The sequence below is a fragment of the Klebsiella sp. YJ genome, from assembly GCF_002108615.1.
Classification (GTDB): Bacteria; Pseudomonadota; Gammaproteobacteria; order Enterobacterales; family Enterobacteriaceae; genus Klebsiella; species Klebsiella planticola.
The window spans coordinates 85,069-102,314 of record NZ_MTEG01000025.1; the positions used below are offsets into that span (position 1 = coordinate 85,069).

The following is a 17,246-nucleotide window of genomic DNA, read 5'->3' on the forward strand; positions in this document are numbered from 1 at the left end:
AGGACCCTATTATGAGCTCCGTATCTCTGACCGACACCCCGTTTGTCGGCACCGATCGTCTGCTGGCGGGCATCGTGCTGAGCGTGCTGACCTTCTGGCTGTTTGCCCAGTCGGTCATCAACGTCGTGCCGGCCATGAAAAGCAGTCTGGATATTTCCCTTGAGACGCTGACGCTCGCCGTCAGCCTCAGCGCACTTTTCAGCGGTTGCTTTGTTGTCGCCAGCGGCGGGCTGGCGGATAAATTTGGCCGGATGCGCATGACCCATATCGGCTTAGGATTGAGTATTGCCGGTAGTGCGCTGCTGATCGTGGCCCAGGGACCATGGCTGTTTCTCGCCGGGCGGGTTTTACAGGGGCTGTCGGCGGCCTGCATCATGCCCGCTACCCTGGCATTGATCAAAACCTGGTATGAAGGCAAGGCCCGCCAGCGCGCAGTAAGCTTCTGGGTTATCGGTTCATGGGGCGGTAGCGGGCTGTGTTCATTCGTCGGCGGCGCCATCGCTACCGGTCTCGGCTGGCGCTGGATCTTCGTCTTTTCCATTGCCGTCGCGCTGGTGGCGCTGATGCTGCTGCGCGGCACGCCGGAAAGCCGTAGCGCCGGCGCGCAGCAGCAAAAACTGGATATCAGCGGTCTGTTGAGCCTGATCGCCTCGCTGGTACTGTTGAATCTGTTTATCAGCAAAGGGCACGGCTGGGGCTGGAGCAGCGGCCTGTCGCTGACGATGTTTGCCGGTTCGCTGCTGGCGGCAGGGTTTTTCATCCGCAGCGGCCTGCGCAAAGGGGATGCCGCGCTGATTGATTTTGCGCTGTTTCGCAACCGGGCCTACAGCGCCGCCGTGCTGTCTAACTTTCTGCTTAACGGCGCGATTGGCACGATGATGATCACCAGTATCTGGCTGCAAAAAGGGCACAATATGACCCCGCTGGAGACCGGCGGCATGACTCTGGGCTATCTGGTGACCGTTCTGGCGATGATCCGCGTGGGGGAAAAGCTGCTGCAGCGCTACGGCGCCAGGCTGCCTATGATGACCGGGCCGCTGTTAACCGCGGTGGCGATTGTGCTTATCTCCTGCACCTTTCTCGATAAGTCGCTCTATATCGTCACCGTCTTTCTCAGCAACGTGCTGTTTGGCCTCGGGCTGGGGTGCTATGCGACACCGTCTACCGATACGGCGGTAGTGAACGCGCCGGAAAACAAAGTGGGCGTCGCCTCGGGGATTTACAAAATGGGCAGCTCGCTCGGCGGGGCGATGGGCATTGCGGTGACAGCGTCACTTTTTGCGCTGTTTTTACCGCTCGGTATGGCCAGCGCCGCGCAGTATGCGCTGTGGTTTAACGCGGCGATGTGCCTGGGAGCAACGGTGGTCAGCGCCCTGATGCTGCCGCATAGCTCTCACAGCTGATGTTTTTTGAGCAGCGCCCGCAGCTGGTGGTAGGTTAACCCGAGCAGCGCCGCCGCCTGTTTCTGATTGTACTTCGCCTGCTGCAGGCTCGTCTGCAGCAGGTTTTTTTCTTGTTCCTGCTGAAAGGCCCGCAGATCCACAGGCAGCGTTGGCCCGGTGGGATGCGCGGCAACGTCGGCGGCGGGCGACTGAAGCGGCTGATGTTGATGGAAAGGATTAATGATGATGTTATCCAGTTCGCTGTCGCTGGTCCCGTGGCGATACACCGAGCGCTCCACCACGTTTTTCAGCTCGCGAATATTCCCCGGCCAGCGGTAGCCGAGCAGCGTTTCGCGGGCGCGGTCGCTGAAGCCGGGAAACAGCGGCAGCCCCAGTTCGCGACACATCTGGATAGCGAACTGATTCGCCAGCAGCATAATGTCGCTCTGTCTGTCGCGTAGCGGCGGCAGTTGCACCACATCGAAGGCGAGGCGGTCGAGGAGGTCGGCGCGGAAATGGCCGTCCTCAACCCTCTGCGGCAGATCGGCGTTGGTCGCGCAAACCAGACGCACGTTAACCTGCAGCGGCTGACTGCCGCCCACGCGCTCCAGTTCGCCATATTCAATCACCCGCAGCAGCTTTTCCTGGACCAGCATCGGCGCTGTCGCCAGTTCATCCAGAAACAGGGTTCCACCGTCGGCGCGCTCAAAGCGCCCCGGATGACGCTTGCTGGCACCGGTAAAGGCGCCGGCTTCATGGCCAAACAGTTCGCTATCCAGCAGATTTTCATTCAGCGCCGCGCAGTTGAGGGAGATGAACGGTCCCTGCCAGCGCGAAGAGAGAAAGTGCAGGCGGTTGGCGATAAGCTCTTTACCAGTACCGCGTTCACCAATAACCAGCACCGGTTTGTCCAGTGGCGCCAGCCGCGACACTTGTTCCAGCACCTCGAGAAAGCTGTTCGCTTCGCCGAGCAGGTTGTCCTTGTATTCCGCCATGATGAAATTCGCCATTTATTCGTGTGATTCACCAGGCTACTGTAGCAACCCGTTGTGCAGATAACAACCACTCCTTTTAAAATCAATAAGATAAAAAGTTGGCACAGGATTTGTATTAATCAGCGTAAGTATCATCGCAGGCCACGGCCTGAAATCAGAACTATGAGGATCAACGTTATGGGTATTTTTTCTCGTTTTGCCGACATCGTGAACGCCAACATCAACTCCCTGCTGGAGAAAGCGGAAGATCCGCAGAAGCTGGTGCGTCTGATGATCCAGGAGATGGAGGATACGCTGGTCGAAGTCCGTTCAACTTCGGCGCGTGCGCTGGCGGAAAAGAAACAGCTGAGCCGTCGAATTGAACAAGCGCTTGCCCAGCAGGCCGAGTGGCAGGAAAAAGCTGAACTGGCGCTGCGTAAAGATAAAGAAGATCTGGCGCGTGCCGCGCTTATCGAAAAACAAAAGCTGACCGACCTTATCGGCAGTCTGGAAAATGAAGCGCAGATGGTTGACGAAACGCTGACGCGGATGAAAAAAGAGATTGGCGAGCTGGAGAATAAACTGAGCGAAACCCGCGCTCGCCAGCAGGCGCTGACACTGCGTCATCAGGCGGCCAGCTCTTCCCGCGATGTACGTCGTCAGCTGGATAGCGGTAAAATTGATGAAGCGATGGCGCGTTTTGAATCCTTTGAACGCCGCATCGATCATATGGAAGCCGAAGCGGAAAGCCATGGTTTTGGTAAACAGAAAACGCTGGATCAGCAGTTTGCCGACCTGAAAGCGGATGATGAAATCAGCGCCCAGCTGGCGGCGTTGAAAAGCAAAATGAACCAAAACAACTAATGGCAGAGGCCAGCGCCTTCAGAACTGGCGGGCCGGATAGGGCGGGCGCAGCTAAAGCCGGTCGTGAGCCGATGCCCCGACGTTCTGAAGGATAATGCGTTGCGGCGCTGCTATGCGCCGCCGTTCACTCACCGTAAGGAGTACACATGAGTACGCTTTTTATTGCCATACCTCTGACGCTGTTTGTGCTGTTCGTTTTACCGGTCTGGCTTTGGCTGCACTACAACAACCGCACCGCGAGCGGCAGCTTATCGCAGAATGAACAGCAGCGTTTGCTGCAGCTGACCGACGATGCAAAGCGCATGCGCGAACGTATTCAGACGCTGGAAGACATTCTTGATGCCGAACATCCGAACTGGAGAGACAAATAATGGGCGGACTGGATCTGAATAAAAAACTGTGGCGCGTGCCGCAGCACGGCATGGTAAAAGGCGTCTGCGCCGGTATCGCGCAGTATCTGGATGTGCCGGTCAAGCTGGTACGACTGATTACCGTACTGGCGATGATCTTTGGCCTGTTTTTCTTTGTGGTGGTGGCGTACATCATCCTGACGTTCGCTCTTGACCCGATGCCGGAAAGTGAATTGTACGGCGAGAAAATGCCGACCAGCGGTGAGCTGCTGGCCGCGGCGGATCAAGAACTGGCGGCCAGCGAACGCCGCCTGCGCGAAATGGAACGCTATGTCACGTCGGATACCTTTACGTTACGCAGCCGTTTTCGCCAGCTCTAACTGAAATCTGAGGTCACGCATGAACATAAAATGGCAGCAGGCAGGGCAAAAAGTGAAACCCGGCCTGAAAATCGCGGGTAAGCTGGTTCTGCTGACCGCGTTACGTTATGGCCCGGCGGGGGTTGCCGGCTGGGCGGTGAAATCGGTGGCGCGTCGGCCGTTAAAAATGTTGCTGGCGGTGGCGCTGGAACCGTTGCTCAGCCGTCTGGCCAACCGTTTTGCCCGCGGGATGAAATGATTTATCGAGGCGATGCGCCAGGCGTATCGTTGCGACGTCCACGGGGTGGACGGGTGAGGTCGCGCAGGCACTCCTGCGCGCGCCTGGCGCGCAGCGACTGAGGTGAATGCCATCAGCCGTCAATCTCCCGCAGCGCTGGCGGGAATCTTTCTACTTATCCTCACCTAATAGCTTATAATCAAAGCACTTTCCTTCAGAGCATAACAGGATGGCAATGAAGCGATTCAAAACTGAATTCAATGCGCTGGTGAACCGTGGCGTTGACCGTCATTTGCGTCTGGCGGTCACCGGCCTGAGCCGCAGCGGTAAAACCGCCTTTATCACCGCGCTGGTCAATCAACTGCTGAATATTCACTCCGGGGCACGCCTGCCGTTGCTTAGCGCGGTGAGAGAAGAGCGCCTGCTTGGCGTCAAACGGGTTCCGCAGCGTGATTTCGGCATTCCGCGTTTTACCTATGACGAAGGGCTGGCGCAGCTGTACGGTTCGCCGCCGGTCTGGCCGACGCCGACCCGCGGGGTAAGCGAAATTCGCCTGGCGCTGCGCTACCGCTCCAGCGAATCGCTGCTCCGCCATTTTAAAGAGACCTCCACGCTGTACCTGGAGATCGTCGATTATCCGGGCGAGTGGCTGCTTGATTTACCGATGCTGGCGCAGGATTACCTCAGCTGGTCGCGGCAGATGACCGGCCTGCTGCAAGGGCAGCGTGAGGCGTGGTCCGCTCGCTGGCGTCAGCTCTGCGACGGGCTGGATCCGCTGGCGCCGGCGGATGAAAACCGTCTGGCGGAGATTGCCGCCGCGTGGACGGAGTATCTGCATGCCTGCAAACGAGAAGGACTGCACTTTATTCAGCCGGGGCGCTTTGTGCTGCCGGGAGATATGGCCGGGGCGCCGGCCCTGCAGTTTTTCCCCTGGCCGGATGTCGACGCCATCGGCGAAGCGAAGCTGGCCCAGGCGGATAAACACAGCAACGCCGGAATGCTGCGTGAACGCTTTAAATATTACTGCGAAAAAGTGGTGAAGGGCTTTTACAAAGACCACTTCCTGCGCTTTGACCGCCAGATCGTGCTGGTGGACTGCCTGCAGCCGCTGAACAGCGGCCCGCAGGCTTTCAACGATATGCGCCTGGCGCTGACTCAGCTGATGCAGAGCTTCCATTACGGCCAGCGAACCCTGTTCCGCCGTCTGTTTTCCCCGGTGATCGACAAGCTGCTGTTTGCCGCCACCAAAGCCGATCACGTCACCGTCGATCAGCACGGCAATATGGTTTCTCTGCTGCAGCAGCTGATTCAGGACGCCTGGCAGAACGCCGCGTTCGAAGGCATCAGTATGGATTGTCTGGGGCTGGCATCGATCCAGGCGACGCAGAGCGGGTTGATTGAGGTTAACGGCGAGAAGATTCCCGCGCTGCGCGGAAATCGCCTGAGCGACGGTCAGCCGCTGACCGTCTACCCCGGAGAGGTTCCGGCGCGCCTGCCGGGTCAGGCGTTCTGGCAACAGCAGGGGTTTCAGTTTGAGAATTTCCGTCCGCAGGTGATGGACGTCGATAAGCCGCTGCCGCATATTCGCCTGGATGCCGCGCTTGAATTTTTGATCGGAGATAAATTGCGATGAGCGAACCCTTAAAACCGCGTATCGATTTCGACGGTCCGCTGGAAGCGGAGAAAATGGAAGCGCTGAAATCGGCCCGCGCCTTTGACGGCGCAGAGGCGGCGAAATTTGCCCCGGCGCGAGTCGACGCGCTGGAGGAAGACGAGGGGGCGGCAGAAGCGGTAGTCGAATCGGTTCTGCGGCCGAAACGGAGTTTATGGCGACGCATGGTCAGCGCCGGTCTGGCTATTTTTGGCGTCAGCGTCGTGGCGCAGGGCGTACAGTGGACAATGACCGCCTGGCAAACCCAGGACTGGATTGCGCTGGGCGGCTGTGCGGCGGGAGCGCTGATTGTCGGCGCCGGTGTCGGGTCGGTCGCCACCGAATGGCGGCGGCTGTGGCGTCTGCGCCAGCGGGCCCACGAGCGCGATGAGGCGCGGGATTTGATGCACAGTCACGCGGTCGGAAAAGGGCGTGCGTTTTGCGAGAAACTGGCGCAGCAGGCCGGGCTGGATCAGGCGCATCCCGCGCTGCAGCGCTGGTATGCGGCGATTCATGAAACGCAAAACGACCGGGAAGTGGTCAGCCTGTATGCGCAACTGGTGCAGCCAGTGCTGGATGCCCAGGCGCGGCGGGAAATCAGCCGTTCGGCGGCGGAGTCCACGCTGATGATTGCCGTCAGCCCGCTGGCGCTGGTGGATATGGCCTTTATCGCCTGGCGTAATTTACGCCTGATCAACCGCATCGCCACGCTGTATGGCATTGAGCTGGGTTATTACAGCCGCCTGCGTCTGTTCCGCCTGGTGCTGCTGAATATTGCCTTTGCCGGCGCCAGCGAACTGGTGCGGGAAGTGGGCATGGACTGGATGTCGCAGGACCTGGCGGCCAGACTTTCGGCACGTGCGGCGCAGGGGATTGGCGCCGGACTGCTCACGGCGCGTCTGGGGATTAAGGCAATGGAGCTGTGCCGCCCACTACCGTGGATCGCTGACGACAAACCGCGGCTGGGCGATTTCCGTCGTGAACTGATTGGTCAGCTGAAAGAGACGCTGCAAAAAAGTAAAAGCGGTCCGCAGCCCTGATCGCCTTCTGATAACCGCCGGGCGACCGGCGGTTTTAACGTCGCTCCCCCGACTGCCGGGGCTTTGAACGGATATCTTTACGCCATAACGGCCGTTTTTCCGCCATGCTGTCAATAATTGTTGACAGCTATCTTCACGCCAGCAAATAACTGTCCTATTATTCATCCGTCATTGGCCTTTTTAGGGTGAATACTCCCATGCGTCTTGAAGTCTTTTGTGAAGACCGTCTTGGTCTGACTCGTGAATTGCTTGATTTGCTGGTGCTCCGCGGTATCGATCTGCGCGGCATCGACATTGATCCCATTGGCCGAATTTATCTTAATTTTGCCGAGCTGGAGTTCGCCAGCTTCAGCAGCCTGATGGCGGAAATCCGTCGGATCGCCGGCGTGACCGACGTGCGTACCGTGCCGTGGATGCCGTCGGAACGTGAACACCTGGCGCTTAGCGCGCTGCTGGTGGCGATGCCGGAACCGGTGCTGTCGCTGGACACCAAAGGCAAGGTTGAACTGGCGAACCCCGCCAGCTGCCAGCTGTTTGCGCAGAGCCAGGAGCGGCTGCGCAATCATCCGGTCGCTCAGTTAATTACCGATTTTAACGTCCAGCGCTGGCTGGAGAGCAGCCCGCAGGAGTCGCATAGCGAGCATGTGGTGGTTAACGGTCAGAATTTCGTGCTGGAAATCACCCCGGTCTACCTTGAAGGCGAACACGGCGAACGGGTCCTGACCGGCGCGGTGGCGATGCTGCGTTCCACCGTCCGTATGGGGCGTCAGCTGCAAACCATGACGACGCAGGACACCAGTGCCTTCAGTCAAATCCTCGCCGTCGGCCCGAAAATGCGCCATGTTGTCGAGCAGGCCCGTAAGCTGGCGATGCTCAGCGCGCCGCTGCTGATCGTCGGCGATACCGGAACCGGCAAAGATTTATTCGCCCACGCCTGCCATCTGGCCAGTCCGCGGGCGAACAAACCCTATCTGGCGCTGAACTGTGGCTCCATCCCGGAAGATGCGGTGGAAAGCGAGCTGTTTGGCGACGCCATTCAGGGTAAAAAAGGCTTCTTTGAGCAGGCGAACGGCGGTTCGGTCCTGCTGGATGAAATCGGCGAAATGTCGCCGCGGATGCAGACCAAGCTACTGCGTTTTCTCAATGACGGCACCTTCCGGCGCGTCGGGGAGGATCATGAAGTTCACGTCGACGTGCGGGTCATCTGCGCGACGCAGAAAAATCTGCTGGAGCTGGTGCAGAAGGGATTATTCCGCGAGGATCTCTACTACCGCCTCAACGTGCTCACCCTCTACCTGCCGCCGCTGCGCGACTGTCCGCAGGATATCATTCCGCTGACGGAGCTGTTTGTTTCACGGTTTGCCGACGAGCAGGGGATCCCGCGACCGAAGCTTTCCGCCGACCTCAGCACGGTGTTGACCCGCTATAGCTGGCCCGGCAACGTTCGCCAGCTGAAGAATGCGGTTTACCGCGCGCTGACCCAGCTCGAAGGCTATGAGATGCGCCCGCAGGATATTTTGTTGCCGGATCACGATGTGGCTTCACTACCGGTTGGCGAAGAGGCGATGGAAGGGTCGCTGGATGATATAACGCGTCGCTTTGAACGCTCGGTACTTACCCAGCTTTATCGCAGCTTCCCGAGCACGCGTAAGCTGGCGAAGCGCCTCGGCGTATCGCATACCGCGATTGCCAACAAGCTGCGTGAATACGGTCTGAGCCAGAAGAAAGGCGAAGAGTAGACGCAATCACCGGCGGCTCAGGCGGCCGGTGACAACCGGATGCCATAGAGGCTTCTGCCTGTCGCCGGCTTCTGTATATACTCAGTTTTCTTCATCTTTTTCCAGGAATACGGATGTCAACTTCACCGGGTCATCTGCTTCAGTGGATGAAACTGCTGGGACTCTCTGCCGGACTCTCTGGGGTCCTGTTTGGTCTGCACCTGCCTGCGGCATTGCTGCTGGGGCCGATGATCGCCGGGATAACGTTGAGTCTGCGCGGGGCGAACATTCGCGTTCCGCGCCCGTTTTTTATTGCCGCTCAGGCCATTATCGGCTGCATGATCGCCCGCACGCTGACCCCCTCTATTTTTAGTGTCCTGATCGGGCACTGGCCGCTGGTGCTGCTTATCCTCTTCTCCACGCTTGCCGTCAGCGCGCTGACGGGATGGCTGCTGGTGCGTTATAGCGCGCTACCGGGCGCGACCGGCGCGTGGGGCAGTTCGCCTGGCGGAGCGTCGGCCATGGTGGTGATGGCGCAGGAGTACGGCGCCGACGTGCGGCTGGTGGCTCTGATGCAGTATCTGCGGGTACTGTTTGTCGCGGGTGCGGCGGCGCTGGTGGTACGTTTTGCCCTGGGCGGCGATGCGCAGGCGCTGACCCAGCAGATCGTCTGGTTTCCGCCATTGACGTGGCAGCTGCCGTGGACGCTGCTGCTGACGATGGTTGCGGGATGGCTGGGGCTGAGGATGCGTTTCCCGTCCGGCGCGATGTTATTCCCGATGCTGGCGGGCGCGGTGGTGCAGGGGGAGGGCTGGTGGATGCTGGAACTGCCTGAATGGCTGCTGGCGCTGGCGTATGCTGCCATTGGCTGGAGCGTTGGGCTAAAGTTTAATAAAGAGATCTTCCTGCTGGCCCTGAAGACGCTGCCGCAGATTATCGCCTCCATTATCGGCCTGATTGTGGTTTGTGCGCTGTTGGCGCTGGGCGTGACCCAGGTGCTGCCGCTCGATTTTATGACCGCTTATCTGGCGACAAGCCCCGGCGGGTTGGATACGGTGGCGATCATTGCCGCAGGTACGCGGGCGGATATGTCGTTTATCATGGCGATGCAGACGCTGCGTCTGTTTACCATTTTGCTGACCGGCCCGATGATGGCGCGTTTTATTTCACGTTATGCGCCGCAGAAATAAATAAGCCTCCGCATAGCGGAGGCTTAACGTAGCCGGAAGGCTGGCGGTGACGCCATTTTCCGGGATAGCTTATGGTCTTAGCCTTTCAGCGAAGCCAGGGCCGCATCGTAGTCCGGCTCTTCGGTGATTTCGTTCACCAGCTGGCTGTAAACAACCTGGTCATTTTCATCAACAACGACCACCGCACGCGCGGCCAGACCGGCCAGCGGGCCGGCTGCAATGGCGACACCGTAATCGGCCAGGAACTGCGGTGCGCGCAGCGTGGACAGCGTGACGACATTGTTCAGACCTTCCGCGCCGCAGAAGCGAGACTGAGCGAACGGCAGGTCGGCAGAGATGCACAGTACAACGGTGTTATCCAGCTCGGAGGCCAGTTGGTTAAATTTACGAACCGATGCCGCGCAAACGCCGGTATCGATGCTCGGGAAAATATTCAGTACTTTACGTTTGCCGGCGAACTGGCTCAGCGCGACGTCAGAGAGATCTTTGGCGACCAGCGTAAACGGCTGCGCGGTAGCGCCAGCCTGCGGAATGGTGCCCTGAACAGAAACGGGGTTGCCCTGGAAATGCACGGTTTGTGACATGTTTATCTTCCTGTTTACATATAGTTAACGTCACGGATAGTGTATGACATCCGTTATCGGCACGGCAAATCCTATTTAATGTTTCCCCTGGAGGAACCTGGGAATGCGAAACCTGCGAGTGTACGAAGAAGCCTGGCCGTTACATACGCCTTTTGTGATTGCCCGCGGCAGTCGCAGCGAGGCGAAGGTGGTGGTGGTGGAAATTGAAGAGGACGGCGTAAAAGGCGTTGGAGAGTGCACGCCGTACCCGCGCTATGGGGAGAGCATTGCGTCAGTCATGGCGCAGATCCTCACCATTGGCGAGCAGCTGGAAAGCGGCATAACCCGCGAACAGCTCCAGCATCTGCTGCCGGCAGGGGCAGCGCGCAACGCCGTAGATTGCGCACTGTGGGATCTGCAGGCCCGTCGCGTCGGGAAGACGATTCCGCAACTGCTGGGGATCGGACTCCCCAATCGGGTGGTGACGGCGCAGACGGTGGTGATCGGTACCCCTGAACAGATGGCGGCCAGCGCCGCCGCGCTGTGGGAGAAGGGGGCCAGGCTACTGAAGGTGAAACTGGATAATCATCTGATCAGCGAACGGCTGATTGCCATTCGCAACGTGGTGCCAGAGGCGACGCTGATAGTGGATGCCAATGAATCCTGGTCCGGCGATGGCCTGGCGGCGCGCTGTCAGCTGCTGGCGGATATCGGCGTGGCCATGCTCGAACAGCCGCTTCCGGCGGACGCCGATGACGCGCTGGAAAACTTTATTCACCCGCTGCCTGTCTGTGCCGACGAGAGCTGCCACACCCGTGATAGCCTGCCGCAGCTGCGCGGGCGCTATGAGATGGTGAATATTAAGCTGGATAAAACCGGCGGCTTGACCGAAGCACTGTTTCTGGCGCAGGAGGCCGGGGAGCTGGGGTTTGAACGTATGCTGGGCTGCATGCTTTGCACGTCGCGGGCCATTTCAGCGGCGCTCCCGCTGGCGCCGCTGGCGCGTTTCGCCGATCTGGATGGCCCGACCTGGCTGGCGGTGGATGTTGAGCCGGCGCTGCATTTCAGCACCGGAGTGCTTCATCTCTGAGCGTGCCAGCGCAGCAGATCCATCATCGCCGACAGATGCTTTTCCGTCGCTTCGTCGGCCGAGACGGGCGGAAACTCGGCGGTGATGCAGGGCAGGCCGATATCGGCGCACCAGCTGCCAAAAGAGCCGGGGGTTTCGTAACCGACGCTGCCGACCAGCGGCAGGGCAAAAGCCTCGGCCAGCCACTGTCCCAGCTCGCTGTGGCCGGGATCTTCAATGCAGGCCAGCGGATCGTGGAAGGAGACAACCCATGCCGGGTGGATCTGATGGATCAGCTGGCACAGTGCCTGCGTTTCCGGTTCTGAACCGGGCTTTTCGCCGGTCAGCAGTACCACGTCGCGCTGTTCTGCCGCGCTATTCCAGCGATACACCGTTTCCCCTTCTTTCCAGTTTGCTGCGGGGAAGTTGCGGTTCAGATCGACGCCGCGGGCGTTGGCCCGTAGCCCCAGTTGACAGCCATCGGGATTCACCGCCAGCACGACGTGATGGCGGCGTAATTCCGGCTTCAGGGTACGCAGCGCACAGGAGAGCGTCACGATCGATGAGTTTTCATCGCCGTGGGTACCGGCAAGAATCAGGCCGCTGCGGCTGTCCGCCAGCGGGGCGGGGAACCAGAGCAGCGGCGCGCCAAGATGTGACTGACCATAGCGCTGCGTACCGGGCGGAAAGGCGCCGCGTAGGGGGCGAGGACGGGAAACGGGCATAGGGCATCCTGTTAGCAGGTTATTTTCTGCAGTGTTGTGTAAAAGCCTCCCGGAATCAAATAGTTTCCTGAGGCGGCTAAATCAGTAGACAGGTCAATTTTCTATCACAAGCCGTTTGCAATTTCAGGTGATGAAACAAATAATTATCGCTCTGCCAGCTCTGGTTTTTTTATTTTAAAGGGGATCTCATGAAGTATCCTGTCACATTGACATGCGGCGCGCTGTGGTTAGCCAGCGTTTCTTCTCTTGCCTGGGCGGCGGATGTCCCCCAGGGAACCGTATTAGCCGAAAAGCAGATGCTGGTACGGCATATTAAAGATGAACCCGCATCCTTAGATCCCGCCAAAGCCGTTGGTCTGCCGGAAATTCAGGTGATTCGCGATCTTTTTGAAGGTTTAGTCAACCAGGATGCGAAAGGCAATATTATCCCAGGCGTGGCGACCCGCTGGCAGAGTAATGATAACCGCGTCTGGACGTTTACGCTGCGCGATAACGCGCGCTGGTCCGATGGCTCACCGGTGACGGCAGAGGATTTTGTTTATAGCTGGCAGCGTCTGGTCGACCCGAAAACCACCTCGCCTTTCGCCTGGTTCGCCGCGCTGGCGGGGATCAGCAACGCGCAAAATATTATCGACGGTAAAGCTGCGCCGCAGACGCTGGGCGTCACCGCCGTTGATGCGCGTACCCTGCGCGTGCAGCTGGATAAACCGCTGCCGTGGTTCAGTAACCTGACGGCCAGCTTCGCGTTTTATCCGGTACAGAAAGCCAACGTGGAGAGCGGTGCCAACTGGACGCGTCCGGGCAATCTTATCGGCAACGGCGCTTACGTTTTAAAAGATCGCGTGGTTAACGAAAAACTGGTGGTCGTCCCAAACAGCCACTATTGGGATAATGCGAAAACGGTCATTCAGCAGGTGACGTTTGTCCCGATTAATCAGGAATCCTCGGCAACGAAACGCTATCTGGCCGGCGATATTGATATCACCGAGTCTTTCCCGAAGAATCTGTATCAGAAATTGCTGAAGGATATTCCGGGTCAGGTGTATACGCCGCCGCAGCTGGGAACCTATTACTACGCCTTTAATACCCAGAAAGGTCCTACCGCCGATGAGCGCGTGCGTCTGGCGCTGAGCATGACTATCGACCGTCGTCTGATGGCGGAGAAGGTACTGGGAACCGGCGAAAAACCGGCCTGGCACTTTACGCCGGACGTGACCGCCGGGTTTACACCGCAGCCGTCGCAGATGGAAAGCATGAGCCAGGCCGAGCTGAATGCTCAGGCCAAAGCGTTATTGCAGGCGGCAGGCTACGGTCCCGGTCGTCCGCTGCAGCTGACGCTGCTGTATAACACTTCGGAAAACCACCAGAAAATCGCGATTGCGGTTGCTTCGATGTGGAAGAAGAATCTCGGCGTGGATGTGAAGCTGCAGAATCAAGAGTGGAAAACTTATATCGATAGCCGCAATACCGGCAATTTTGATGTGATTCGCGCTTCATGGGTAGGGGATTATAATGAGTCTTCCACTTTCCTGTCGCTGCTGACCTCGACCCACAGCGGGAATATCTCCCGTTTTAACGACCCGGCTTATGACAAGATTCTGAGCCAGGCGGCGCTGGAAACCTCGGAGAAAGCGCGCAATGATGATTACAATGCGGCGGAAAAAATCATCATGAGTAAAGCGCCTATCGCCCCGATTTACCAGTATACCAACGGGCGGTTGATTAAGCCGTGGCTGAAAGGGTATCCGATTAATAACCCGGAAGATGTTGCCTATAGCCGTACGATGTATATCGAAAAGCACCCGTAATTGTTACCTCAGCACCGTTTAACAGGGCGCGGTTATCCGCGCCCTGTTTTTTGGCAATATTGATGGACTGACGGCACGTGCTGACGTTGTGTCAGAGGGGGGAGACATCTCCCTTTTGCGCAGGCCCATGCTGATCTTGTCGCAGCAACAGTATAAATATCAACATATAGGGGGCTCATTACCGCTATGTTAGCGTCGCGCAGGGGACAGGAGCGGAAGACTATGACTTTTTTAGAGTGTAACCGATATATATTATTAATATGATGTAAAAGCCAGATGCGTCTCTGATTCATCGTTTATTAGCACGGACGCAGGCCATATTATGACTCACTTCTTTTTCTGGCAAACAGATTGGCAAATTTTTGCAGTTCCTGCTTGTTGGCGAGGTTAAATTTATTCATTACATTTCTTTTGTGTGAAAATACTGTTTTATAGTTCATGCTTAATTTTTTGGCAATATCGGAAGTATTTAATCCGATACTGGTGGCATAGAGAATTTTTAGTTGTATCGCGGTGACCGATTTACACTGGCAGTCAAGACACCTTCTGAGGCTACATGATGCTGATTCATCTGTGGTTTTTATGCGGTTAACATCCAGTGCTTTTGCAATGATCTTTTTGATATTGATAAGCAAATCTTTTTCGTAAATAAAAACAGAACCTTTAATACAGTTGGGGAGCGGATTTTTTATAATGGGTCCCTTTTGTGGATGAATGATGAAAATTCTCGCGGCATCACCTCTGTTATTTAGCGTGTCATGACATAAGGAAAACTCTCCCGCGACCATTTCTGTAATGATGATATCGGCGGCGCTGATATTTTTTATATTGTAGGTGAAGTCATAAGTGATGTTTTCATTCTCGGCCATGATATCTTCAATTAATTTTATCATAGCAAGTCTGAAATAAATGTTTTTTATATTAAGTAAAATTTTAGTCATTAGTATTCACAGTCAATAGTCAGGGCAGGATATGATAATGTTGTGTTTTTTATAACTTTTCTTTTGTTAATGCATTGCAGCTAAGATATTTCACTAAGATTATCTTTGCAAGAGGTGTGGCAAAAATGAGATACAGGCTTGCTTTGATAAGAAAAATCCTATTAAACAATGAATTAATACGTTGTAATAGTTTGTTTTGGTTTATTTTAAACAAAATGTCTGCCGCTAGTCAGAGAGCAGTGTTGAGGAAAACAATATTTCTGGGGTTGATAAAAAAATGGGGAGTGAGCGTTATCTTGATTTTATGATTTGTTTTATGAATCGACGGTCAGGCTTAGTCAATACCGGTAAAGATAATGTGCAAGGGCATTGCTGTGGGTAACAATTGTGTCGGAGTGTGAAATAGCATGGGTGATAAATATGCCTGAACTCACTCTGGTCGATGCGACAGGGGAGAATGGATTGCGCCTGTGCCTGGAATACACCGGGATTCTCTTATGACATCGCGAATGGTGTCGCAAGTACCATGCTCTTTCTCATGACGAAAGGAGATAGAAATGGGCACGTTAATGACATCATATAAGACCGGCGACACGGCGTTGACCACTCTGCGGTAAAGTCAGACCGACCTGACTGGATTTGGCCGGCTCTGTCTTGCTAATGTCTCGGGAAGGGGGCGGAGGGATGACACCGGCGGGTGAACTCAGGTGGCCAGCAGCAGACCACCGTGAGGACAAACAGCATTTTAATTTCGCGGCACGGCCTGTCAGCACCAATCATACCGTCGGTGTTGATAAGGTCGCTAAATAACTATCTTGCTTAACCCAAGAGAAATTAAAATCTTATTAATGCAATATTATTAATTGGATTTGCTTATGCGTAATTTTGCTAAAACTCATGACCTGTGCGTTTAAAGCGACGTCAATCTTTGACGCGATATCGCGTTAAACTGGCCATGTCAGACTCTCGATCATTAAGTTAAATTCACTTTAGAAAGTTCACAGATGCGTGCCTCTCCTGTTGTGGCTTTGTTATTAACGCCTTTTTTTGAACGTAAACTGCTGCTTTTTTCTGTCTTTGATATAGGAAACGAGAGAAAAAACAGCAACCAGAAGCAGTACTATAGCTAATACTAAAAAGAATAAGTTTGCCATGTGGTTTAGTCCCCGAGAAGTTCATGGATATTCTTGCTTTTATGAAAGCGAATCTACTCCAGGATTAAGAAAAATCCTAACTAAATATTTTAATGGAATGTGAAAAAAGTTTTTTTAATTCTGTTTGCTCTGTTGGTGCGAGATTTTATGCCAATTGCGCCCCGATGGCGTAGCATTATATGGTCATTGATAATGGATTTTTCGCTCAAAAACATCGGATACACCGTGGTTGGTCTGTGAGGCAGATAAGCAGAAAAAGAGGCCGCTAGCAGGTGATATCTGATTAATAACTCACTGGAAATGGCAATCGTGCGGCGTGGCGGATGCTTTAGTCAAAAATGCGGCTGCAGGCCTCGTGGGAGACCTGCTGAAGTGGACTGTTTAGCACAATACGCGCGTGGATCGCGCGCGACAGCCCTCCGCGAGCGGGTAATGGCGGGCTGTTGATTGGTAAACGCTCACCGGGGGGCTGTGCCCGAATGAGAAATAAAGACGTATGACGTATGCGGATTCCGACCGGCGTCAATCCACGTTATTGAAGTAGTCCCGCGCAACGGCTTCGACGCGCTTAGAATCAATACCGGTTTTTTCGGTAATCAACTCAATGAACTGCTTGAACTTATCGCTCATGACATTGCCGCCGTCCCAATGGGCGACGTAGAAGCGGCACTGATAGCGATAAAAGTGGAGGGTGGTATCTCCTAACGTGTAATACATAAGAATCTCCAGTTCAGTATCTCGGGTACATCGCCGGTATGATGGGGATAGCGATGGCCCATAACGGTCGGTTGCACAAAGACTATCCTCCTCCCAATCGGCGGAAATTTCCAGAGATGCGACTTACTCTTTGCCAATTTTCTGGTCACTTCGTCTGCCGGTGCTCTTGTTTGTGGTGGGCAGGCAGAGGCCATCTGACGAGTGATATATCTTCGCGCGCTGGCCGGTGACCGTCGCTTTGCTTTATCGTCCGGTTTTTCTCACGGTTGCCCTGTAAACCAGAGCTTTCCCTTAAGCAGAAAGAGTCGTTATTAAATCAGAGGGATACGCGGCCAGTACTCCGTTATCACGCCAGCAGCCCTTGATTTCTCTCATCGATTGATAATACTGTATATGTATACAGTGTGCGCCGGGTGACCGGTAGAGATCAAGGGGTGAAAGTCCCCGACCATTGAAGGACCAGCAATCCACAAGGTCCCCGAGTCATGCGTTGCATACCGCGA

At 55.8% G+C, this 17,246-nt stretch carries 18 protein-coding genes; 12 read left to right on the forward strand and 6 right to left on the reverse strand.

Going from position 1 to position 17,246, the window contains the following annotated elements; genetic code table 11:
* Positions 1-11 precede the first annotated feature (11 nt).
* Positions 12-1,403 carry an MFS transporter gene (locus tag BV390_RS23015; protein WP_032695892.1) on the forward strand — a complete coding sequence of 464 codons (1,392 nt, stop codon included), beginning with the start codon at positions 12-14 and terminating at the stop codon, positions 1,401-1,403.
* Here BV390_RS23015 and pspF read toward each other — a convergent pair.
* Positions 1,394-2,392 carry a phage shock protein operon transcriptional activator gene (gene pspF, locus BV390_RS23020; RefSeq protein ID WP_164887143.1) on the reverse strand — a complete coding sequence of 333 codons (999 nt, stop codon included), beginning with the start codon at positions 2,390-2,392 and terminating at the stop codon, positions 1,394-1,396. The genes BV390_RS23015 and pspF overlap by 10 nt on opposite strands.
* Before the next feature lie 162 nt (positions 2,393-2,554).
* Between pspF and pspA the strand changes: the two genes are divergently transcribed.
* The 8 genes from pspA (at position 2,555) to BV390_RS23060 (ending at position 9,766) form a co-directional block, all read left to right on the forward strand.
* Positions 2,555-3,220: a phage shock protein PspA gene (gene pspA, locus BV390_RS23025; RefSeq protein ID WP_004861156.1), complete on the forward strand. Its 666-nt coding sequence runs from the start codon at positions 2,555-2,557 to the stop codon at positions 3,218-3,220.
* A gap of 146 nt (positions 3,221-3,366) precedes the next feature.
* A complete protein-coding gene (gene pspB / locus BV390_RS23030) occupies positions 3,367-3,591 on the forward strand; it encodes an envelope stress response membrane protein PspB (protein ID WP_004861160.1) in 225 nt (74 codons plus the stop codon).
* A complete protein-coding gene (gene pspC, locus BV390_RS23035; RefSeq protein WP_004861164.1) occupies positions 3,591-3,950 on the forward strand; it encodes an envelope stress response membrane protein PspC in 360 nt (119 codons plus the stop codon). The genes pspB and pspC overlap by 1 nt, the downstream gene beginning before the upstream one ends.
* A 19-nt stretch (positions 3,951-3,969) precedes the next feature.
* Positions 3,970-4,188 (forward strand): phage shock protein PspD, encoded by a 219-nt coding sequence (gene pspD, locus BV390_RS23040; RefSeq protein ID WP_004861166.1) that lies wholly within the window; start codon positions 3,970-3,972, stop codon positions 4,186-4,188.
* Positions 4,189-4,402: 214 nt separating this feature from the next.
* The gene (locus BV390_RS23045) at positions 4,403-5,800 is read left to right on the forward strand and encodes a YcjX family GTP-binding protein (RefSeq protein WP_015584552.1); all 1,398 of its coding nucleotides are present in this window, start codon (positions 4,403-4,405) and stop codon (positions 5,798-5,800) included.
* A complete protein-coding gene (locus BV390_RS23050) occupies positions 5,797-6,858 on the forward strand; it encodes a YcjF family protein (protein WP_032688072.1) in 1,062 nt (353 codons plus the stop codon). Before BV390_RS23045 ends, BV390_RS23050 begins: the two co-directional genes overlap by 4 nt.
* Positions 6,859-7,055: 197 nt before the next feature.
* Positions 7,056-8,597 (forward strand): transcriptional regulator TyrR, encoded by a 1,542-nt coding sequence (gene tyrR / locus BV390_RS23055; RefSeq protein ID WP_032688071.1) that lies wholly within the window; start codon positions 7,056-7,058, stop codon positions 8,595-8,597.
* A 113-nt stretch (positions 8,598-8,710) separates the two neighbouring features.
* Positions 8,711-9,766: an AbrB family transcriptional regulator gene (locus tag BV390_RS23060; RefSeq protein ID WP_032688070.1), complete on the forward strand. Its 1,056-nt coding sequence runs from the start codon at positions 8,711-8,713 to the stop codon at positions 9,764-9,766.
* Positions 9,767-9,843: 77 nt separating this feature from the next.
* Here the strand turns inward: BV390_RS23060 and tpx are convergent, their stop codons facing one another.
* Complete coding sequence (tpx, locus tag BV390_RS23065) at positions 9,844-10,350, reverse strand: thiol peroxidase (RefSeq protein ID WP_032688069.1); 507 nt, start codon at positions 10,348-10,350, stop codon at positions 9,844-9,846.
* A gap of 103 nt (positions 10,351-10,453) precedes the next feature.
* Here tpx and ycjG point away from each other — a divergent pair, with 103 nt between their 5' ends.
* On the forward strand, positions 10,454-11,419 hold the full coding sequence (ycjG, locus tag BV390_RS23070) for an L-Ala-D/L-Glu epimerase (RefSeq protein ID WP_032688068.1): 966 nt from the start codon (positions 10,454-10,456) through the stop codon (positions 11,417-11,419).
* On the opposite strand, the gene mpaA is transcribed toward ycjG, so the two are convergent.
* Positions 11,410-12,123, reverse strand: coding sequence for a murein tripeptide amidase MpaA (mpaA, locus tag BV390_RS23075; RefSeq protein WP_032688064.1), 714 nt, complete (start codon positions 12,121-12,123; stop codon positions 11,410-11,412). The two genes, ycjG and mpaA, sit on opposite strands and share 10 nt — an antisense overlap.
* Positions 12,124-12,219: 96 nt before the next feature.
* Here mpaA and BV390_RS31200 point away from each other — a divergent pair, with 96 nt between their 5' ends.
* Together BV390_RS31200 and BV390_RS23080 are read left to right on the forward strand one after the other, a co-directional pair.
* A complete protein-coding gene (locus tag BV390_RS31200) occupies positions 12,220-12,315 on the forward strand; it encodes a hypothetical protein (protein WP_163922497.1) in 96 nt (31 codons plus the stop codon).
* Complete coding sequence (locus tag BV390_RS23080; protein WP_085397408.1) at positions 12,312-13,931, forward strand: peptide ABC transporter substrate-binding protein; 1,620 nt, start codon at positions 12,312-12,314, stop codon at positions 13,929-13,931. Before BV390_RS31200 ends, BV390_RS23080 begins: the two co-directional genes overlap by 4 nt.
* Before the next feature lie 320 nt (positions 13,932-14,251).
* On the opposite strand, the gene BV390_RS23085 is transcribed toward BV390_RS23080, so the two are convergent.
* The 3 genes from BV390_RS23085 to BV390_RS23090 all read right to left on the reverse strand — a co-directional run bounded on the left by BV390_RS23085 (position 14,252) and on the right by BV390_RS23090 (position 16,743).
* The gene (locus tag BV390_RS23085; protein ID WP_164673303.1) at positions 14,252-14,800 is read right to left on the reverse strand and encodes a helix-turn-helix transcriptional regulator; all 549 of its coding nucleotides are present in this window, start codon (positions 14,798-14,800) and stop codon (positions 14,252-14,254) included.
* Between the two features lie 1,106 nt (positions 14,801-15,906).
* The gene (locus BV390_RS30840) at positions 15,907-16,026 is read right to left on the reverse strand and encodes a small membrane protein (RefSeq protein ID WP_137056547.1); all 120 of its coding nucleotides are present in this window, start codon (positions 16,024-16,026) and stop codon (positions 15,907-15,909) included.
* Positions 16,027-16,548: 522 nt separating this feature from the next.
* A complete protein-coding gene (locus BV390_RS23090; protein ID WP_015584548.1) occupies positions 16,549-16,743 on the reverse strand; it encodes a hypothetical protein in 195 nt (64 codons plus the stop codon).
* Positions 16,744-17,246 lie beyond the last annotated feature (503 nt).